This is a genomic window from Alteriqipengyuania triglochinis (assembly GCF_054655655.1).
On sequence record NZ_BAAHNC010000002.1, the window covers coordinates 756009 to 775941 of the forward strand.

Annotated in this window: 20 protein-coding genes and 1 tRNA gene; 3 read left to right on the forward strand and 18 right to left on the reverse strand. The window is 67.5% G+C overall.

All coding sequences use genetic code 11. The features are described from left to right. Positions 1-85: 85 nt before the first annotated feature. Genes ACYQ0L_RS09480 through ACYQ0L_RS09510 form a run of 7 tightly spaced genes read right to left on the reverse strand, consistent with a single transcriptional unit; the run spans position 86 to position 7203 of the window. The gene (locus ACYQ0L_RS09480; protein WP_459788858.1) at positions 86-979 is read right to left on the reverse strand and encodes a fatty acid desaturase family protein; all 894 of its coding nucleotides are present in this window, start codon (positions 977-979) and stop codon (positions 86-88) included. A gap of 57 nt (positions 980-1036) precedes the next feature. After that, entirely contained in the window at positions 1037-1948 is a 912-nt protein-coding gene (locus ACYQ0L_RS09485) for an RDD family protein (RefSeq protein ID WP_459788859.1), read from the reverse strand. Continuing rightward, a complete protein-coding gene (locus ACYQ0L_RS09490; protein ID WP_459788860.1) occupies positions 1945-3009 on the reverse strand; it encodes a stage II sporulation protein M in 1065 nt (354 codons plus the stop codon). The genes ACYQ0L_RS09485 and ACYQ0L_RS09490 overlap by 4 nt, the downstream gene beginning before the upstream one ends. Further along, positions 3006-4325: a DUF58 domain-containing protein gene (locus tag ACYQ0L_RS09495; RefSeq protein WP_459788861.1), complete on the reverse strand. Its 1320-nt coding sequence runs from the start codon at positions 4323-4325 to the stop codon at positions 3006-3008. The genes ACYQ0L_RS09490 and ACYQ0L_RS09495 overlap by 4 nt, the downstream gene beginning before the upstream one ends. 16 nt (positions 4326-4341) lie before the next feature. Beyond that, the gene (locus ACYQ0L_RS09500; protein WP_459788863.1) at positions 4342-5304 is read right to left on the reverse strand and encodes an AAA family ATPase; all 963 of its coding nucleotides are present in this window, start codon (positions 5302-5304) and stop codon (positions 4342-4344) included. Further along, the gene (locus ACYQ0L_RS09505; RefSeq protein ID WP_459788865.1) at positions 5301-6572 is read right to left on the reverse strand and encodes a DUF4350 domain-containing protein; all 1272 of its coding nucleotides are present in this window, start codon (positions 6570-6572) and stop codon (positions 5301-5303) included. Before ACYQ0L_RS09505 ends, ACYQ0L_RS09500 begins: the two co-directional genes overlap by 4 nt. A 1-nt stretch (position 6573) precedes the next feature. Continuing rightward, the gene (locus tag ACYQ0L_RS09510; protein ID WP_459788866.1) at positions 6574-7203 is read right to left on the reverse strand and encodes a hypothetical protein; all 630 of its coding nucleotides are present in this window, start codon (positions 7201-7203) and stop codon (positions 6574-6576) included. Between the two features lie 167 nt (positions 7204-7370). Here ACYQ0L_RS09510 and ACYQ0L_RS09515 point away from each other — a divergent pair, with 167 nt between their 5' ends. After that, positions 7371-8072 carry a c-type cytochrome gene (locus tag ACYQ0L_RS09515; RefSeq protein ID WP_459788867.1) on the forward strand — a complete coding sequence of 234 codons (702 nt, stop codon included), beginning with the start codon at positions 7371-7373 and terminating at the stop codon, positions 8070-8072. Positions 8073-8125: 53 nt separating this feature from the next. Here ACYQ0L_RS09515 and ACYQ0L_RS09520 read toward each other — a convergent pair whose 3' ends face one another. After that, a complete protein-coding gene (locus ACYQ0L_RS09520) occupies positions 8126-8785 on the reverse strand; it encodes an RlmE family RNA methyltransferase (RefSeq protein ID WP_459788868.1) in 660 nt (219 codons plus the stop codon). A gap of 1 nt (position 8786) precedes the next feature. Further along, positions 8787-10010: a Ppx/GppA phosphatase family protein gene (locus tag ACYQ0L_RS09525; protein WP_459788869.1), complete on the reverse strand. Its 1224-nt coding sequence runs from the start codon at positions 10008-10010 to the stop codon at positions 8787-8789. Positions 10011-10195: 185 nt separating this feature from the next. On the opposite strand from ACYQ0L_RS09525, the gene ACYQ0L_RS09530 reads away from it, so the two are divergent. Then, positions 10196-10269, forward strand: a tRNA-Gln gene (locus tag ACYQ0L_RS09530). 51 nt (positions 10270-10320) lie between these two features. On the opposite strand, the gene ACYQ0L_RS09535 is transcribed toward ACYQ0L_RS09530, so the two are convergent. The 6 genes from ACYQ0L_RS09535 to ACYQ0L_RS09560 form a co-directional block, all read right to left on the reverse strand. Continuing rightward, positions 10321-11043: an RES family NAD+ phosphorylase gene (locus ACYQ0L_RS09535; RefSeq protein WP_459788870.1), complete on the reverse strand. Its 723-nt coding sequence runs from the start codon at positions 11041-11043 to the stop codon at positions 10321-10323. 8 nt (positions 11044-11051) lie between these two features. Next, on the reverse strand, positions 11052-11456 hold the full coding sequence (locus ACYQ0L_RS09540) for an antitoxin Xre-like helix-turn-helix domain-containing protein (RefSeq protein ID WP_459788871.1): 405 nt from the start codon (positions 11454-11456) through the stop codon (positions 11052-11054). A gap of 92 nt (positions 11457-11548) precedes the next feature. Beyond that, positions 11549-12955, reverse strand: coding sequence for a PepSY-associated TM helix domain-containing protein (locus ACYQ0L_RS09545; RefSeq protein WP_459788872.1), 1407 nt, complete (start codon positions 12953-12955; stop codon positions 11549-11551). Beyond that, the gene (locus ACYQ0L_RS09550; RefSeq protein ID WP_459788873.1) at positions 12955-15243 is read right to left on the reverse strand and encodes a TonB-dependent receptor; all 2289 of its coding nucleotides are present in this window, start codon (positions 15241-15243) and stop codon (positions 12955-12957) included. The genes ACYQ0L_RS09545 and ACYQ0L_RS09550 overlap by 1 nt, the downstream gene beginning before the upstream one ends. Before the next feature lie 60 nt (positions 15244-15303). Next, the gene (locus ACYQ0L_RS09555) at positions 15304-15822 is read right to left on the reverse strand and encodes a hypothetical protein (protein WP_459788874.1); all 519 of its coding nucleotides are present in this window, start codon (positions 15820-15822) and stop codon (positions 15304-15306) included. 104 nt (positions 15823-15926) lie between these two features. After that, positions 15927-16262, reverse strand: a complete 336-nt coding sequence (locus ACYQ0L_RS09560) for a protein tyrosine phosphatase family protein (RefSeq protein ID WP_459788875.1) — start codon at positions 16260-16262, stop codon at positions 15927-15929. A 120-nt stretch (positions 16263-16382) separates the two neighbouring features. On the opposite strand from ACYQ0L_RS09560, the gene ACYQ0L_RS09565 reads away from it, so the two are divergent. Further along, positions 16383-17270 carry an LOG family protein gene (locus ACYQ0L_RS09565; RefSeq protein WP_459788876.1) on the forward strand — a complete coding sequence of 296 codons (888 nt, stop codon included), beginning with the start codon at positions 16383-16385 and terminating at the stop codon, positions 17268-17270. 35 nt (positions 17271-17305) lie between these two features. Here the strand turns inward: ACYQ0L_RS09565 and thiD are convergent, their stop codons facing one another. The 3 genes from thiD to glmM form a co-directional block, all read right to left on the reverse strand. Continuing rightward, positions 17306-18127: a bifunctional hydroxymethylpyrimidine kinase/phosphomethylpyrimidine kinase gene (gene thiD, locus ACYQ0L_RS09570; RefSeq protein ID WP_459788877.1), complete on the reverse strand. Its 822-nt coding sequence runs from the start codon at positions 18125-18127 to the stop codon at positions 17306-17308. Between the two features lie 163 nt (positions 18128-18290). Beyond that, positions 18291-18515 (reverse strand): DUF1272 domain-containing protein, encoded by a 225-nt coding sequence (locus ACYQ0L_RS09575; RefSeq protein ID WP_459788878.1) that lies wholly within the window; start codon positions 18513-18515, stop codon positions 18291-18293. Further along, positions 18515-19852 (reverse strand): phosphoglucosamine mutase, encoded by a 1338-nt coding sequence (gene glmM, locus ACYQ0L_RS09580; protein ID WP_459788879.1) that lies wholly within the window; start codon positions 19850-19852, stop codon positions 18515-18517. The genes ACYQ0L_RS09575 and glmM overlap by 1 nt, the downstream gene beginning before the upstream one ends. Positions 19853-19933: the final 81 nt, after the last annotated feature.

The window sequence follows — 19933 nt, forward strand, 5'->3', positions numbered from 1 at the left end:
TTGAAGGGGGAGGTTGGGAGGGGGGGGTGCCTCAGCCGATGGCGGGGAACCCCCACCCCCAACCCCTCGCCACGGGGAGGGGAGTTTATGCCGCCCGCGTCGCGCGGCGCAGCACGTCGCCGAAGCCGTAGGCGATGCAGTCGTGATCGTGGTAGTAGCCGCGCTCTTTCAGCAGGTAGTGGAGCCGCGCCAGCCGATAGGGCGGCACGCCTGCGAAGATGTGATGCTCCAGATGGTAGTTCACGTTGCAGGGCGACAGCAGCAGCGCTTCCCACCAGCGCGGGATCGTGGTGCCGGTGTTGATCCGCGCGTCCATCGCATCGCGGTCTTTCGCGACGCCATGCTCCGAAATCTGCCGCAGACGCATGGTCAGCGGATAGACGAAGATCCGCGCCGCCCACCACAGCAGGTACGCCCACGGCGCACCCACCGCGAGCAGCGCGACAAACAGCAGCGTGTGGAACAGCACCGAGGGGCCGGTCTCGCTCCATTTGAAGCGCTTTATCTCTCCGACGAGATCGCGAAAGCCGGTCTGTCCGGTGATGTCGCGGATCAGCTTGCGCTTCAGCGAGGCGCGGGTGACCGGGTATGCCTTCACCATCCACTTGTCCGGATCGTCGGGCGTGCCCGCAAATTTGTGGTGGTTGAGGTGGTAGCGGCGATAGAGATCGAGCGGGACGTGTGCCGCCGCGCCGCTTACCCACTTGCCGACGAAGGTGTTGAGCTTCGGCGTGCGGAAGAACGCGCCGTGCGCGCAGTCGTGCGTGATGATGCCGAAGGCCTGGATGCGCCCGCCGAGGATCACGATCGCTGCGAGGATCGTCAGCGGATTGGGCCAGACTATCGCGAGCGCGAAGGCGGCCACCGCCAGCGCGGACTGGAACAGCACGGTCGCGGTGGCGCGCGCATCGGACTTCGCGCTCAGCTCGGCAACCTCGCTGGTCGAGATGAAGTCCTTGATGGCAGGCGCATGTCTCATGATCCGCCCATCATACCGGAGCGGCGGCGGGCGCGCAATCGGCCCCCGGAACCGTGCTCAGCGCTCGATATCGGCGTGCTTGTTCGCCTTGCGCTGGCCGAGGCGCATGTCGCCTTCCAGCCGCGCCCGCAACGCGGTGTAGAAGGCTTCGAGGAAAGCGCGTTCGTCGCCCGAACCGGCCTCCCAGCCGATCTTGCGCACGATCGCCTTGTGCACCGCGTCGAGCGTCTTGTCGTCGCCATCGCGCAGCACGCGTTCCAGCTGCTGCAACTCGTACTCGCCGTAGATAGACAGCTCTTCGTTGCCGAAGCGGTATCCGCCGTCCTGCGTCCTGTTCTCGCTTCCGACCACCGACAGCGCCTCGGCCAGCTTGCGGCGCGGCGCTTCGACCACCCAAGTGCCCGCGACCACGTCGCCCGCGCGCAAGGCGTCGCGGTTGAAGAAGGGGAACAGCATGAAGGTGGCGAACCACAGCGATCCCATGATCCATGCCGAACCCGAACCGACCGCGCTCGCATTGCTGAAGAAACTGAGCGGCATGAAAATCTCGATCTGGCGCAGCAGGTTGCGCGCGATGATCGCTTCGGCGGTCAGCCGTTCGCCGGCGCTGCCCTGCGGCCGTGCGGCGACCCTGATGCCGACCATCCGCTTGCCCGGCGTCGCGCCGCGCGGGCCCATCTCGAAGAAGATGAAATAGCCGTTCAGCAGCAGGAACAGGAGGATGACGAAGACCACGATCAGGAACTCGCCCGCACCATTGTCGAGCTGGTCCATCTGGCCGAAATTGATCCCGATGAAGATCAGCGCGATTGCGGCGATCAGGATGCTGAAGAAGATGATCGCATAATCGAGGATCAGCGCCATCAGGCGCGAACCGCGCGTGGCGAGTACCATGTCGAGCGGGACGCCCTCCGGCGTGACGACCTGCCGCCGCCGCTTGTCCGCGATTCCGGGGGCGAGCGCGCTCATGCGGCGTCACCTTCGCTGTCGCGCCGGCCCAGCAGCACGAACAGCGCGATCCAAGCGATCAGCATGAAAATGCCGATCAGCACGCGCGCCTCGAACCCGGCGAGCTGGCGCGGGAAGGCTTCGAGCAGCGCCGCGACGACCAGCATGAAGATGCAGCCGAGCATCACCAGCGCGGCCCGGCGGCCCGCCTGCGCGGTCGCGGCAAGAATGCTCGCCTCGCCGGGGAAGGCCATCTGCCGCCCGACATGGATGCCCGCCGCGCCCGCCAGCAGGATCGCGCCGAATTCGGTGGTGCCGTGCACGCTCAGCCAGCCGAGGAATTCGGGCAGCAGGCCGACCGAGTTGAACAGCCACGCCATCGCGCCGAGCATCGCCATGTTGTAGATCAGCAGCAGCAGCGTCGGCACGCCGAATGCGAAGCCCAGTGCGAAGGCGAGGATGCACACGCTCGCATTATTGTAGAACAACTGGGCCGCGAAGGCGGAGAGGCCGCCCGCGCCGCTGTCTACCGCCAGCGTCTGGGCAAGGTCCGCGCGGCTGGCGCCGGGCACGCGCCCGCCCGCCATCGCCCCGGGGACGAGCGTGAAGTACCACTCGACATTGCGCACCACCAGCAGCCAGCCCGCCGCGACGCCCGCCGCCATCGCGGCGAAGGCGAGTACGATGTCGAGCCAGATGTGGCGCACCGCGCGGCTCCAGCCGTCCCGGAAGAAGCGGCCGAGCCAGCGGAAGAGCCCGCTGCGCGGGCCGTAGACCTGATACCAGGCGCGCTGGACCAGATCCTCCAGAAAGCGCAGCGTCGCGGCGTCGAGCGAGGTCTCGCGCGCGACCGCAAGGCTCGATGCGGCTTGGCGGTAGAGCACCGGCAGGTCCGCGATATCCTCGTCCGACAGGCGGCGGATGGTGCCGCGTTCGAGCCGGGCGACGATCCGCTCCAGCCGGCGCCAGTCGCCCTCGCGCTCCAGCCGGAAGCGGTCGGAGCGGAGCGCGGCGGCCTCGATATCGGGCTGCTCGGGCAGGGGCTTGGCCGCGAAGGGGTTGCGGAGAACGGGGGCTTTCATCCGGCGATCGCCTCCTGCGCGCGCAATGCGAGATAGCGGTCGATCAGCGCGAAGCCGACCCGGTCGTGCGGGGCTTCGATTACGTCGACCCCCATGCGTCGCAGGCGCTGCAGCACCAGCTGGCGCTGCCGCGCGAGCGCATCGGCGGTGACCGCGCGCGCGATCGCGTCGATACTGTCGGGCTCGGCCTCGGTGAAGCCTGCCAGCTCGCGGTCCTCCAGCGTGACGAAGATCACCGCGTGCCGCTTGATCAGCCGGCCAAGGCTTTCGATCATCAGCTCGGCCGCGGTGGTGTCGCTGAAATCGGAGAACAGCACGACCAGCGAGCGGCGCTTGAGCCGTGCGGACAACGTCGCCAGCGCCAGCGTGTAGTTCGCTTCCTCGCCGACCTGGTAATCGAGCCCGGCGGCGGCTTGCTGCAGGCGCGCGAAGGCGCGTGTTTCGCTGACGAAGGGGCTGGCGAGGACCGGACGGCGGGCGAAGCCGAACAGCATCGTGCGGTCGCCGCCCTTCAGCGCGACATAGGCGGCGGTCAGCCCCGCGCTCACCGCGCGGTCGAGCCGGGGCAGCCCGTCGATCGGTTCGCACATCGCCTGTCCGCAATCGAAGGCGAACACGATCTGGTTGTTGCGCTCCGCCTCGTTCTCGCGCGCATAGAGCGCGGCGTGGCGCGCGCTCGCCTTCCAGTCGATCCGGCGGCGGTCCATCCCCGCCTGGTATTCGGTCAGCGCTTCGAACTGGGTGCCTTCGCCGCGCCGCCGCCGGCTGATCACGCCGAGCTCGGCATCGCGCAGCAGCGCCTGCAAGGGCTGCGAGCGGATGGGGGAGAGGTCGGGCCAGACGCGGATTTCACGCTCCAGCGCGATGTGCTTCTGCCACCCGCCGAGCCCCATCGGGCCATCCCAGGCAAGCCACAGCCCTTCGACCGGGGCGATGCCGCGCCGGGTCGCGGTGAGTTTGCTTTCCCCCGCCCAGATATCCTGCGCAGGCGGCAGGTCGAGCGACACGCGCCCGCCCGGCGCGATCCGGGGATCGAGCGCCAGCGCCGCGCGCACCGCGCTTGCGCGGCCGTTCAGGTCCGCCGAGACGCGCAAGAGGGAGGGGCGGCCGATCTCCACATCGCCCTCATGCTCCAGCTTCCAATCGGCGAGCCGCCCGGCCATCAGCCCGTCCACCAGCACCAGTGCCAGCATGATCGCGCCCGCTACCGGAACCGCGAGCCATGCCTGCGGCGCGATCAGCGCGATCGCCAGCGCCAGCGGCGCGGCCAGCGCGACGATGCGCGCGGTGCGAATGGTGGGGAGCAGGGCGCTCATCGGATCGGCCCGCGGATCAGCGGGGCGCCTCGGTCTCTTCGATCAGGTCGGCGACGATGGCTTCCACCTCGCGCCCCTCGATCTCGGCGGCGGCGGACAGGATCAGGCGATGGCGCAGCACGCCTGTCGCAAGCGCCTTGATATCGTCGGGCACCACGTAGTCGCGCCCTTCGAGCGCGGCGCGCACGCGGGCCGCATTGCCCAGCAGGACGGCGGCACGGGGGCTGGCCCCGGTCGCCAGGTCGGCATGTTCGCGCGTCGCGCGCACCAGCCGGACCACGTAATCGACATTCTCGGGCGCGAGCGTGACCGCCTTCACCGCAGCGATCGATTCGGCCAGCGCCTCGCGCCCGGTGACCGGTGCGATCCCGAAGGTCTCGGGCCGGGGCGGGCCCTGCTCGGCGCCGAAGCGGGCGACGATGTTCGCCTCTTCCGCCTCGCTCGGATACTGGGCCAGCAGCTTGAACAGGAAGCGGTCGAGCTGCGCTTCGGGCAGCGGGTAGACGCCCTGGCTCTCGATCGGGTTCTGTGTCGCGACGACCATGAAGCGGTCGGGCAGCACGTGGGTTTCACCGTCCAGCGTGACGCGCCGTTCCTGCATCGCCTCCAGCAGGGCGGCCTGGGTCTTGGGCGGGGTGCGGTTGATCTCGTCCGCCAGCAGCAGTTCGGTAAAGATCGCGCCGCGCGTCAGCGTGAACTGGCTGGTCTGGAAGTTGAACAGGTTGGAGCCCAGGATATCGCCCGGCAGCAGGTCGGGCGTGAACTGGATACGCCCATAGTCGAGCCCCGTGGCGCGCGCGAAGCACTGCGCGAGGAAGGTCTTGGCGGTGCCCGGGGGGCCTTCCATCAGCACGTGGCCCTGCGCCACCAGTGCGATCAGCAGGTGATCGATCAGGTCCTCCTGGCCGACAATCGCCTTGCCGACTTCGGCCTTCACATCGGCGGCGAGCCCGCGGAGCGTCTCGAGAGCGGCAGTCATCCTTGGGTGGTCCTTTCCAGGTCACGGAGCGCGCGGGCCGCGCGCAGGGTTTCGGTGGTCCCGCGCGCGTCGCGCAGGGCTTCGATGGCATCGGCAAGTGCGTCTTCGTCGCGCTCGCGCAGGCTGTCTTGCGCGCTGTCCTCGGCCTGCGGGCGCACGCCCATGCGCCGCAGGGCGCGTGTGCCGACAAGCGCCGCATAGGGATCGCGCAGCAGGTGCATGCGCCCGCTGCGGCCGATCACCTGCGCGCCATTGGCGACCAGCTGGCTCTTACCCGGCTTGATGGCCGGGGTGGGGCGCAGCGCGGGGCCGAACCGGTTGAACGCGCGCCACATCGCGATGGCGAGCGCGAGCAGCAGGGTCAGCGTGGCGGCAAGGAAGGGCGGTTCGAACGCGAGCGTCAGCAGGTTGCGCGATGCGCCCAGCCCGTTGACGGTCAGATCGAAGCGGACCGGCGAATCGGTGCCCTGGCGCGCAAGGCCGACGAGGTCGAGCGCCAGCGCGGCGCGGCGCCGGTCGGCCAGCCCCCAGTTGTTGAGCAGATCGGGTTCGGCCACCAGCAGCACATTGTAGACGGACAGGCCGTCGCCCCGTTCGGGGTCGAGATAGAGGTCCCCGGTCAGGAAGCTGCCATCGTCGGCAAGATAGCCGGCGAGGACGCGCCCGCTGCCGTCGACGACCAGCGGGCTCAGCTCGACCTCCGATTCCTCCGGGTCGAAGCGCATCACCGCGCTTTCACTCGGCAGGGTGCCGCGCAGCGATCGCCCTTCCCAGCGGGGCGCCTGTTCGATCGAACGGTCCGACGCGACCGCCAGGCTGCGGCCGTCGATCTCGAACTCCCAACCTTCGCTCGCCCCCATGAGCGCGACCCAGCCCGGCTTTCTGGCCGCATCGCGGATCGGCATGGCGAACCATTTGGGCGCAATAAGCATCGTCGGGCCGATCGTGCGCCTGCGCTCCACGATGCGGGCCAGTTCCTCGGTGTCGATCGATTCGGGCGGCGTTAGCACCAGCAGCCCCGGATCGTCGAGCGCCCCCTGATCGCGCGAGCGGATCACGCTGGCTCCGTCTGCCTCCACCAACCGGGTCAGGCCGGCGAACCCGTTGAGGCCGGTTCCGGCGGCATGGGCCTGCCCGTTATTGGCATTGCCGGACAGACCGCCCTGCCCGACGAGGTAGAGGAAGCCGATGAAGGCGAGCACCGCGAACAGTACCAGTGCCAGCGTGCCGCGCTTGCTGAATGCGCCGGTGGTTGCGCCGTTCGCCATGTCAGTCGCGCTCCAGCGCGAAATCGGCATAGGCGGCGCGCGCTTCGTGCCAGTCGCGTTCGTTCAGGTCTTCCAGCGCGAACAGCGCGCGCTCCACGCTGCGGGCAATGGCGGTAAAGGCGCGGCGCGCGGTTTCAGGCAGCGACTCGAGCCGGGAGAGTTCGCGCGCGGTGCTCGACGGGTGGACCAGGTCGGGGCGGCGATTCGCGATCTGGCCGATCGACCGGGCGAGCAGCAGGCGCACCGCCTCGCCATAGCGGCCTTGTGCGGCCAGCGCGTCCGCATCGCCCAGCAGTGCCTGCGCTTCGGCGCGGTCGGGCACGAAGCCGGGCTCTTCCTCGGCCTTTTCGCGCCTGCGCCGCAGGGGAACGTCGAGGATGCGCAGGATCACCAGCACCAGCAGCAGCACGCCGATCGCCACCAGAACCCATTGCAGCACCGGCCATGCCCCAACCAAGGCGCGCGCGACGGGGGCGAATATGTCCGTGAGAAATTCGCCGACCGCGCGCAACCATTCGGGCGTCGCGGGCGGCTCGGGCGGCGGAACGGGTGCGAACTGGATATCGGAATCGCTGCGCACCGCGCGCCAGGCATCGGCTGCCCCGTCCTGATTTCCTGCCCCGACCGTCACGGCGCCGAGGCTTGGCACGGGGCCGGGGCGGCTGCAAGGCGTTGCTGTACCGGGCGCGCTTTCCCACGCGCGGCGTGGCACTTGCGCATATCCCGAGCGGTGGCTAGATCGCGCGCAACCTTAATCCCAGCAAAGACATCCCTCCAGCAACGGCCAGGCACATTTCGATGAAAGACGATCGCAACACCGCATTCGGGTGGATTCTGTTCTCCGGCGTGATCGCCCTCGGGGCGGCGAGCGTCAGCTCGATGTATTTCCATGGGGACGACGGCGAGCTTCCGGAGGGCGCCGATCCGGGCTTCTTCATCCAGGCGGCCGAGGAAGAGGGCGGCGAGGACGCCGGTCCTCCGTTCGCGAATCTGCTGGCGGCGGGCAGCGCATCGGCGGGCGAGGGCGTGTTCGCCAAGTGCAGCGCCTGCCACACGATCAACCAGGGCGGTGCGAACGGCATCGGGCCGAACCTCTACGGCGTGCTCGGCACGGGCATCGGCCAGCATGCCCCTGGCTTCGCCTACAGCTCTGCTCTGTCGGGCCATGGCGGCGAGTGGACTTACGAGAACATGGACGCCTGGCTCACCAGCCCGCGCGCCTTCGCCAACGGCACCAAGATGAGCTTCGCCGGGCTTTCCAACCCCGAAGATCGCGCCAACGTGATTCTCTACCTGCTCGAAAATGGTGGCGGCCCGCCGCTGCCCGCGCCGGTTGCCGAAGACGCCGGTGACGAAGCGGACGAAGCCGGCGACGAGGTCGACGGTGCAGGCGAAGGCCCCGGCCCGGTCGATGGCGAAGAAGCAGGCGAAGCCGAAGCGGCGGGCGCAATGGGCGCCGATCAGCCGGTCGCCGCCGCGAACGCAGCGGGCGAGAACTAGGTTTCAAGCGCCTTTAGGGCCTGGAGAATGGGGGCTGAGCGTCGCGACCGACCTCAGCCCTTGAATCCCTGAGCGACGACGTACCATTCGGACGAGCCCTTGCGGCTCGCCGGTGGCTTGGCGTGCTTCACGGTCTTGAAGTTCTGCTTCAGCAGCTTGAGCAGTTCGGCGTCGGTCCCCCCGGCCAGCACCTTGGCGAGAAACTGCCCGCCGGGCGCGAGCGTCTGGATCGCGAAGTCGGCGGCCGTTTCCACCAGGCCCATCGTACGCAGGTGATCGGTCTGTTTGTGGCCGACCGTGTTGGCTGCCATGTCCGACATGACGAGATCGGGCGCGCCGCCCAGGTGGTCCATGATCTGCTCCGGCGCTTCGTCGGCCATGAAATCCATTTCCAGGATCGTGACCCCTTCGATCGGCTCCGTCGGCAGCAGGTCGATGCCCACGATCGTCGCCTGCGGGCGTTTCTTGCGGGCCACCTGCGACCAGCCCCCCGGCGCGATGCCGAGGTCCACGATCCGGCTCGATCCACGCAGGATGCCGAATTTCTCGTCCAGCTCGATCAGCTTGAAGGCGGCGCGGCTGCGATAGCCGGCGGCCTTCGCCTCGCGCACGTAGGGGTCGTTCAGCTGCCGCTCCAGCCAGCGGGTGGAAGAGGCGGTGCGGCCCCTCGCCGTGCGCACACGCTTGTCGGGATCGCCGCGCGATCTGCTCATGTCAGGATCTTTCTTCGTTGGATCGCGCGCCGGGGCCCGCGAAGTCGGCGGCCATCAGGCTGCGCAGGATGCCTTCGCGAATGCCGCGATCGGCGACGCCCAGCCTGTCGGCCGGCCACAGGTCGAGTATCGATTCGAGGATCGCGCAGCCCGCGACCACCAGCTCCGCCCGGTCCGGCCCGATGCACGGGACCTGCCCGCGCTCCTTCTCGCTGAGGCGGGAGAGGCGGGCCGAGATTGCGCGCATGGAGGCGGAGGGCACGATCAGCCCGTCGACCGCGCGCCGGTCGTAATGCGGCAGTTCGAGGTGGAGGCTGGCGAGCGTGGTGACGGTGCCGCTGGTGCCGAGCAGGCGGATATCCGCCTCCTGCGCGGCCTCGCCGATGCGCTTCGCGAAAGGCGCGAAGCTGCGGTCCACCGTGCGGCGCATGTCGGCATAGACGCCAAGCCTCGCGGTTTCGTCGTCCAGGTCCGGCGCTTCGCGCATGACCGTATCGGTCAGCGAGACGACGCCCCACGGCACGCTCTGCCAGTCGAGGATTCGTGGAATGGCGCCTTCGCCGGGGCCGACGAGAATCAGTTCGGTCGAGCCGCCGCCGATATCGAAGATCAGCGCGGGACCTTCGCCCTGTTCGAGCAGGACGTGGCAGCCCAGCACCGCGAGGCGCGCTTCCTCCTGCGCGGAAATGATGTCGAGGACGATGCCCGTCTCCTCGCGCACGCGCTCGATAAACCGCTCCCCATTGGCGGCGCGGCGGCAGGCTTCGGTGGCGACCGAGCGAGCGAGGAAGACGTTGCGCCGCCGCAGCTTTTCCGCGCACACGTGCAGCGCACCCAGCGCGCGATCCATCGCCTCGTCCGACAACCGGCCCGACAGCGCGAGCCCTTCGCCCAGCCGGACGACCCGGCTGAAGGCGTCGATCACCGTGAAGTCCTCGCCGGAGGGGCGGGCGATCAGCAGGCGGCAGTTATTGGTGCCCAAGTCGAGCGCGGCATAGGCCTGCCGCCCGAAACGACCGGGCTTGCGCGGCGGTGCCTGCTGCGGCTGTTGCGGCTGCGGTTTCGATGCCTGATTGCGTCGCCTGCCGTCGGCAGAGCGCTGGCGTTTTCTCTTCTCCGTGGGCTTCGGTGGGTGGCGGTGGCGCTTGGTGGCCACCTCGCCGGACTTATCACCCTCCGTAATGGAAGCCCTCTTGCCTTCGTCCGGCGGCACGAAGTCCGCCATAATACTCGTTCCATATCCTCCCGCAGCGAATATCCTGCGGGGACCTGACACTTATGCTACCCGGAGAGGGGCTGTCCGGCAAGGCTGCGTTCGGTTTGAGTGCTTGACGCTGCGCCCGCGGCTTTCTAGATGCGCCGCTCCGCCTCACCCGAGTCGTGCACTCGCGGACCCGGGCGGACGGCTATTGCCCCGTCGTCTAATGGTAAGACTACGGACTCTGACTCCGTCAATTGAGGTTCGAATCCTCACGGGGCATCCAGCCTTCTCTCTGAAAATCGAACACTCGCGCGGCGTTGCGCTGCAGTAGCGGCTAGGCTCTCGCCACGGTCGGGGTGCGCTCGCCGCGCCAGGTCAGCCGCCATGTCGCGCCTTGCCGGATATTCTGCACCAGGTTGGTGCGGAACGCCGCCAGGCACATGCCCCCTTCGCGCCGGGGGGAAGGATAGACGACACCATTTGCCCCGGAGGCCCGAAGTTCGCGTGCAAGGCGCTGGCCTGCCGGGTGCCCCACCGAAGGGTCGGGATCGAGCCATGGCTCTGCTTCCCTTCCGCGAAGATCGACGAAGGGGCCGATGAACGATGCGACCAGCTCTCGATAGTCGGTGCTGTTCTCGAACACGCCGACATTCTCCAGCTCTCGCGTCAGGTGGTAAGACACCTCCGCGATCGCCGTATCGACGGCCCCGCGGCCCCATGCAGCATACCAGGCTCCGCGTCTTTCATCGTTGAACCGATTGCCGCCGGGGCGCGTGTAACAGAAGGCTGCGTTGACATAGGTCCAGCCGTAGCCGGCGGCCTGCGTCAGCAGTTCGCGGCGACGAACGTCGGCTGGAAGCGGCAGGTCCTCATTCTGCCGGACCGAGGTCTTTCGCTCGATCTCCGCGAGAAAATCGAGATCATCCCCGTCATCGGCGAGCGGTGCCATCGCAGGCTCGTCCATAAAAGCCGTGCTGATGAGCCTGATCGTGGTCGTCTCCACGATGTCGGCGGTGCCGAGGCCGTGGGGAAGCGGGGAGGCCTCTTTCTCAGCCACGAGGTTTTCTAGAGCCCCCCTCGAAGGGCGTCGATATGCTGGCGCACGGACGCCATCGCCGGAATGCCCCCTGCGATCATGACATCGACGGGCCGTTGGCCGTTATATCCCTCTCCGCGATTGGCCAGCGTTGGCCAGCTGTACGTAAGCGGCCCGTTGAACAGCAGTCGAAGACCCTTGAAGATGCCAATGATGAGACTGGCCCTCGTAACCTTGTCGCGGTCCAGTTTCCCTTTGTAGGTATCGGCTTTCATGCGGCTCCAGGTCGTCGGGCTGACATCGAACAGCGCCGCTGCTTCGGCGCTGGTCAACTCCCACGCCGCCGAAGCACGAACGACCGCCTTCACGATCTTCGCCACATCATCCTGGTCGGTGACGGGCCTTATCTGAGGTTCGGCGAGTGCGAGCGCCATCGTTCTCTCCATATGAGAAGATTGCGCTCACCATATGGAAAGTAATGCAACAAGGTGCAACCCTGTCACGCATTCACTCGCCGTCATAAAGATCACCGTTCGCGCAGGCCGAGCGCGGCGCGGACCGGCGCGCTCCGTCGCAGGAGCAGCCGTTCGAGCAGGACGACGACTGCCAGGCTGATCCCGAACAGCGGCACCACGAAGCCCAGCACGACCGTCAGCCCGACCAGCAGCCAGCTGTGGCGCAGGACACCCTTCGGGGCAGGCGCGCCGAGGCTTCCTTCGGGGCGGCGGCGCCACCACATCACGACACCCGAGACCGACAGTGCGACGAGCGCGAGCAGGATCGCCAGCGCGAACAGCTGGTTGGCGAGGCCGAACAGCGCGCCCTCGTGCCAGCCGATGCCGTAGCCGACCACGCGATCGATCCAGTGGCGCTGGGCGAAATCGACCCGGCCGACGAGTGATCCGGTCGGGCCGTCGATCTCCACCGTGCTTCGCTTCGGTCGGTTGGGCGTGTTGGACACAACTTTCCATGGTGCGTCGGCATTCGCGGGCGGCGTGATCTCGACCGGGGCGGGTAACGCGAGATTCGCGGCTGTCGGCACCACGCGATCTAGCTGGAGCGCGGGTGCGGACGCCGTGTCCGGCTCGGCAGCCATGCCGCCCATGCCTGAGTGCCCCGCGTGTTCGCCCATCACCGCGCGCGCCTGGCGATCGAGAGCGGTGCGTTCCTGCCGCTCGACATCCGATCCACGCGACCAGTCGACGGGGCCATCGACCTGCCCGGTCACCTCGCGCATGGTGGAGAAGTAATTGCCCCAGGTCTTGGCCCAGGGCAGGCCGGTGAAGATCAGCGCGGCCGCGAACAGCGCGACCCAGACGCCGGTGACGGCGTGCACATCCTTCCACCAGTTGCGGCCCGTGCGGCTCAGGCGCGGATAGAGCACCCCGCCGAGGCCTTTTGCATCGCGCGGCCACCACAGGAACAGCCCGGTCAGCAGCATGACGATCGTCCAGCTCGCCGCGAGTTCGACCAGCGTCGAGCCCCAGCGGCCCATGGTCAGCTCGCCATGCAGGCGGAAGATGACGCGCATGAAGCGGTCCTGCTCGCCCACGGTCTTGAGCACTTCGCCGGTGTCGGGATGGAGATAGGCACGCGTCTCGTCCGCGCCCACGCCCACGACGATGCGCTGCGCATCATCGGCTTCCTCGCGCAAGATGAAGCGATGGAGGACCGATCCGGGGACCGCGCCCTCCGCCTTGTCCACCAGCGCTGAAGGGGCGAGCGGCGTATTGGTAACTTCGAGGCTGTCGTAAGGCCGGTCGATCCAGCTCTCCACCTGCGGCTTGAACAGGTAGATCGCGCCCGTGGCGGACAGCCACAACACGAAGGGGACGGTGAACAGCCCGGCATAGAAATGCCACCGCCACACCGAGCGGTACCATCGTTCCTGCCGGGCGGTGGGGGTGCCGGTTGCGGCGGTGGCATTGTTCATCAGAAGCCTCCGTTCCAGCGCAGGCCGATCACGAAGGTGCGGCCCGGATAGGGGTGGAAGACGAAGGCCTTTTCATCGAGCACATTGTCGACGCCCAGATCGAGGTCGAAACCGTCGAAATGCACGGTCGATTTCAGATCGACGAAGGCGAAGGGCGACACGCAGTAATAGGTGTCGCAGCGCGAGCTGGCGTTGTTCTCCAGATTGCGCTCGGGCGTGTTCTGGTAGCGCAGGTTGGCCGCCAGATCGAGCATCGGCGAAACCGCGTAGCGCAGCGACGCGTTAGCCCGCCATTCCGGCACACGCGGGAAGCGATTGCCTTCGAGCGCGGGGTTCAGCGGATTGTCCGAAATCTTGGCGTCGATCCACGAGACGTTGGCGTCGAGCGAGAGCCCGTCGACGAACATGTCCTCGACCGCGACGATCGCATCGACGCCCCAGGTTTCGACCTCGCCGATATTGGTGATCAGCGACTGGCTGACCGGAACCGAAGGATCCTCCGCGCTCGGCACGAGGATCGTCTGGCTGAACAGCGTATCGTCGACCGCCTGGCGGAAGCCGCTGAGCGTGACCTTCACATTGTCGAACCGCCGCGACGCGGTCAGCTGGAGATCGAAGCCCCGCTCGGGCGCGAGATTCGGATCGAACCCATCGAGATCGATCTCGCCGACATTCGGGCCATAACTGATCAGACCAGCCTGATAGAGCTCGCCGATCGTCGGAAAGCGCGTCGCCCAGGCGGCCGAAGCGATGATTTCTGTCGCATCGTCGGGCCGCAGGGTCAGGGCGAGCTTCGGCGACCAGGCATCTTCATTGCGCGAAGCGTAGTCGACCCGGGTCGGCCCATCCTGCAGGAAGCCACCGCTCGCGCGCCAGTTTTCGTAGCGCAGGCCGAGCGTCGCTTCGAGCATGGGGGCGAGCGTGATCGTGTCTTCGAGGAAGACGCCCGCGAGCTGCGTTTCGCCGCCTGAGGCATTGCGGATCGCGGTTGGCTCGCCGGTGCGCCAGTCGGCGACGGCTCCGGTCTCGCTCGCGCCGAAATAGCCCGCATAGGATGCGCCCAGCGCGATACGATGCGCGCCGAACGCCCGCTCGGCGGATGCCTCGACGCTGGTCCAGTGCGCTTCCTCATCGGTGACGATCCCGCTGTCGGGGATGATGCCGGTGGTGACATCCACCCCGTTCGACTGGCGCGCGCGCTCGTCGAGCAGTTCGAACCGGCTGACGGAGAGATCGACGTCCCAGCCCGCGACATTGCCCGCAAGGCCAAGCCCGGCGAGCAGTTCGGTGCTTTGCGCCTGCCCGCGCGTCACGCCGGAGATGCCGACGAAGGTCGGATTCCCGCTGGCATCGCGCAGGAAGCTTTTGGGATCATCGGTCGTCTCGTCGTCGATCAGCAGCGCTGCGAGGCCGCGCAGCTCCCAGCCGCCGCCCAGATCGTAATTGCCGCGCAGGCGGAACTGGTCTTCGACGCTGTCGACCACGCTATCCTGCGCCGCGATGCGCAGCGGGAAGCCGAGCTCGCTGTCGACGATCGCCTGGTCGGCAAACGGTGTGCCCGGCGAAACCGTGCGCCATTGCTGCGGCTGGCCCTCGTTCTCGAAATGGCGATAGGCGACCGAGACGCCCCCGCGCGATCCGATCGCGATGTCGGCCTGGCCGTTGACGGCAAAGCCGTACAGGTCCTCGTCCGTGTCGTAGTACTTGTAGTTCTGGTAGAAGCCCTGTGCGCCCAACGAGATGGCATTGGTCTCGACCGGCGCGGTTTCGAGCCGCAGCGTCCCGCCCAGCGAATTGCCTGCATAGCGCGCAGACGTGGGACCGTAGATGATCTCCGCCCGCGCAATGTCGGTCGGCGAGAGGACGGCCCATTTGGGCGCCGTGGCGTAACTCGCGCCGAGGAAGTCGGAGATCAGGAACCCGTCGACCGTCACCAGCGCCCGCGGCGTCTGCGTGGTGTGCATGTTGCGGAAGGAAAGGGTGGCGTTGGCATCGCCGATATAGCGCTTCCTGACGATCAGGTTCGGCGCATAGCGGATCACGTCTTCGGCATTGACGGTGTTGATCGCCCCGATCTGGTCGGCATCGATCGCCACGCCCAGCGCGGGCGTATCGAGCGAGCGCATCTCGCGGCTTTCGAGCGTGCCGGTGACGACGATCGTATCCTCGTCGGCAGGTCGTTCGGAGGATGATTCGGCGGTTTCGCCGGTTTCGGCGAGGGCGGGGGAAGACAACAGGGCAACGGCCGACGCGCTGCACAGCGCGCGGCAAATCAATTCGGATTTCATGAAAGGATATCCTGACAAAGGCTTTTGGCCGCAAAAGCGCGGCGAATGGAGCGATAGATGTCAGGTGGTGATCGGCGGTCCGGTCGACGGGGGAGGCGGTGCGGCGAGGCCGCGTCCGGGAATGATCGTCCGCACGGCAAGCGGGGCGATATCGTCGGCTACGGGCGCGGGAGCGTCCAGCAGCGGCGGGGAGGGCAGCGTTGCCGGAGCGGCGAGGGCGGCGAAATCGCATAGCGCGCTTGCGATCGCAGTGCCTTCGTCATGCCCGTCATGGCCTTTGTCATGCGCGTCTGCTGACGGCGCCGTATGCCCCATCGCACTGTGGTCGCCCATGTCCATGTGGCCGTGGGACGCCATCGGCTGCGCGTGTGCTGCCTGCTTCGTATTGGCCCGGTCGCGGCTCGCGGGGCCGGCCTTCGCAAGCGCCGCAAGTTCGGGGGACACGGTGGGGCACGGCACGAACACCGCGCCGCCTTGCGCCGAGGCGAGCATCCACCCGTGCGGCACCGCCAACTGCAGCATCGCGGCAAGCGCGGCGATAGCCAGGATGATCCGGGAAGACGGGCGGCGGGTCTGCACGCGGGGCCATTAGCGTTTCAAGGCCGCGCGGGAAAGCACTTCGAACGTGCGTAGCCTTATCCGCCGCGTCGCGCGTTGGCCTATCGCCAAAAAGCGCGGGGCATTCAGGCGGGGCGTGCGGCTTCGTAGAGCTTGCCCGATCGCGCGCCGGACCGGCAGAAGGCGAGGATGGGGCCGGGCATGTCGTCCAGCGCGGTCGCGAAGTCGCCCTTGCGCGCGTCGAGATCGTCGGCGCTGGCGATGGGGATGAAGCGGGTTTCCAGTCCCGCCTCGCGCGCCGCAGTCTCGACCTGTGCCCATGCCGGCTGGCCGGGTTCCTCGCCATCGGGGCGGTTGCAGATGACCGAGCGGAAGCCCTGCTCGGCAATCGCGCGCATATCCTCGGGCGCGACCTGACCAGTGACCGAAACATTATCGTCCAGCGGGGTAATCGGCATCATCTGTCTTGTCCTGTAACTTGCGCGCTCGTGTCGAACCGCGTGCGCCATCATCGCGGCTCGGCACGCAAAAGTGAAGAGCGCCGCTTGCCGCACATCGCCACTGGCCCTATCGCTCGAACAATGACCAAAACCGGCAGTGCAAGCGATCACGGCGATCGGCGATTTTACGGAGCGGACGAAGAAGCGGGCTTTGCCGAAGAGGCAAGCAGTACGGACACCCCGCAGACGCGTCATCCCGCCTACAAGCTGGCGTTTCGCGACGACGAATTCCTCCTGCGGCCCGAACTGCGCCCGGTGCGCTTCCAGCTCGAGCTGCTGAAGCCCGAAATGCTGCTCGACCAGGCGGGCGTGGGCAGTACGCTCGTGATGTATGGTTCGGCGCGGATACCCACCCCGAACGAGGTCGATGCGCTGCGCGAAGCGGCCAAGGACAAGTCCGAAGCCGAACAGAAGACGGTCGAGCGGCTGATCGAGAAGGCGAAGTATTACGAGGAGGCGTACAAGCTCGCGCGCATGGTCGGCGAAAAGGCGATCATAGAGAATGGCGAGCGGCAGTTCGTCATCACCACCGGCGGCGGCCCCTCGATCATGGAAGCGGGCAATCGCGGGGCGAGCGATGCGGGGGCCGAAAGCATCGGGCTCAACATCGTGCTGCCCCACGAACAGGCGCCCAACACTTACGTCACGCCCTATCTCAGCTTCCAGTTCCACTACTTCGCGCTGCGCAAGATGCACTTCCTGCTGCGCGCCAAGGCAGTGGCGGTGTTCCCCGGCGGGTTCGGCACGTTCGACGAGTTCTTCGAACTGCTCACCCTGATCCAGACCGGCAAGATGAAGCCGATGCCGATCCTGCTGTTCGGCAAGGACTTCTGGAACCGCGTCGTCAATTTCGAAGCGCTGGCCGAGGAAGGCACGATCTCGCCGCGCGACCTCGACCTGATCACCTGGTGCGAGACCGCCGACGAGGCATGGGCCGCGATCAGCGAATTCTACGATCTGAAGGACTAGCGGGCCCGCCCCGCTGTTGCCCGGCCGGGGGGCGCTCAGCCCTCCAGCTTGCGAACCGCCTGGTGCCCCATCGGGCCGTGGCCATCGCCGAAGCCCGGCGCATTCTCGATCGCCGCGCGAGTGAACTGCCGGGCGAGCCGGATCGCGTGATGCATCGGCTGGCCGTGGCCGATCAGCGTGGCGATGGCGGCCGAGAGCGTGCAGCCCGTGCCATGCGTATGGCGGCTTTCGATCTTGGCATCGTCGAACTGCATCAGGAAGCCTTCGGGCGAACACAGGATGTCGATCACCCGCGCGTCGTCGGTATGCCCGCCCTTGGCGAGAACGTGGCAATCATTCGCCTCGGCCAGCGCGATCGCCGCCTCCACGATGGCGCCCGTATCGGTCAGCTTTTGCCCGGCGAGAATCTCGAGCTCTGGCAGGTTGGGCGTCAGCAGGGTGGCGAGCGGAAACAGCTCTTCGCGCAGGCACTCGACCGCGTCTTCGCGCAACAGGCGCGCGCCGCTGGTCGCGACCATGACCGGATCGAGGATCAGCGGGACATCCTGCGCCTCGGGCAGGGAAGCGAGCCCCTTCGCCACAGCGCCGATGATTCCGGCATCGTGGAGCATCCCGATCTTGATCGCGTCGGCGCCGAAATCGGTCAGGCAGGAATCGACCTGTTCCATCACGAAATCGCCGGTCAGCGGCGTGACGCCCTGCACCCCGCGCGAATTCTGCGCGGTGATCGCGGTGATCGCGGTCATCGCGAAGCCGCCGAGCATCGTGATCGTCTTGATATCCGCCTGGATTCCTGCTCCGCCGCCCGAATCTGACCCGGCGATGGAGAGGACGCGGGGAGGGGGTTTGTTCGTCACTATTTCCAACTCGTCATCCCCGCGCAGGCGGGGATCCAGATAAGGCCGGTGGCGCGTCCGACGCGTGGTGTATAGGCCCCTGCCTGCCCGAAGGGCAGTTTATCCTGAGCGGCTGGCTTGCCAGCCAGCCGAAGGGCAGGGGCGACGGCGTTGGGGCCAATCCTCATCCCTCGAACCTGCGCTGGGTGCTGGCTGGGTATTTATCGAGCAGATCGCGCGACCGGGCGGGGCGGTCCATCAGCTCGCCCCCGCAATTGGGGCACAGGTCGTCCAGCTTGTCCGCGCAGGCTGCGCAAAAGGTGCATTCGAAGCTGCAGATGAAGGCACCCGGCTGGGGCGCTGGCAGGTCCGCGCCGCAGCGTTCGCAATCGGGCCGCATGTCCAGCATCAGGCGGCGGACCTGACCGCGTCGCACACCGCGTCGACCACCTGTTCGACCTCGCCCGCATCGTCGCCTTCGGCCATCACGCGGATCAGCGGTTCGGTGCCCGATGCGCGGATGACCAGCCGGCCCTTGCCCGCAAGGCTGCGTTCCGCGTCTTCGATGGCGGCTTTCACCGATGCCGCGTCGAGCGGGCTCGCCCCTTCGTAGCGCACGTTCTTGAGCAGCTGCGGCACGGGCTCGAACATGCGCAGTTCTTCGGAAGCGGGGCGGTTGGACCGTACGAGGGCGGCGAGCACGCGCATCGCCGCGACCGTCCCGTCGCCCGTGGTCGCATGGTCGAGCAGGATCATGTGGCCCGACTGTTCGCCGCCGACATTGAATCCGCCATCGCGCATGCGCGCAAGAACGTGCCGATCGCCGACCTTGGTCCGTTCCAGCGTCAGGCCCTGCCCTTCGAGGTATCGCTCCAGCCCCAGATTGCTCATCACCGTGGCAACCACACCGCCGCCGCGCAGTGCTTCCTTTTGCGCCATGCGGGTGGCGATCGACGCCATGATCTGGTCGCCGTCGATCGCCTCGCCCTTCTCGTCGATCACGATCAGCCGGTCGGCATCGCCATCGAGCGCGATGCCGATGTCCGCCCCGCTTTCGACCACCTTCGCCTTGACCGCATCGAGCGAGGTCGAGCCGACGCCATCGTTGATATTGGTGCCATTGGGTTCGACGCCCAGCGTGACGACCTCCGCGCCCAGTTCCCAGATCGCGCTGGGGGCGACCTGGTAGGCCGCGCCATGGGCGCAATCGACCACCACCTTCAGATCGTCGAAGCGGATCTGGTCGCTGACCGATTGCTTGACCGCGTGGATATAGCGTCCGCGCGCATCCTCGATCCGGCGGGCGCGGCCGATCTCGCTCGCCGGGACCAGGTCTGGCTCCTGCTCGATCAGCGCCTCGATCGCAGCCTCGTCCTGGTCCGACAGCTTGAAACCGTCGGGGCCGAACAGCTTGATGCCGTTGTCCTGGTAGGGGTTGTGGCTGGCGGAGATCATCACGCCGAGGTCCGCGCGCATTTCGCGCGTCAGCATCGCGATCGCGGGGGTGGGCAGCGGGCCGGTCTGGATCACGTTCACGCCCATGCTGGTAAAGCCCGCGACCAGCGCGTTTTCGACCATGTAGCCCGAAAGGCGTGTGTCCTTGCCGATCACCACCCGGTGGCGGTGGTCTCCCCGCCGGAAGTGCGCGCCCGCGGCCTGCGCGACGCGCATCGCCATCGCCGCGGTCATCGCGCCCTTGTTGGTTTCCCCGCGAATGCCGTCGGTGCCGAAATACTTGCGTGCCATGTCAGGTCTTCACACCCCTGCTCGTCGTCTCTACCGGAATGGTTGGTGCGGCGTGCTTGTGGACGCCGCAACCCATCGAGG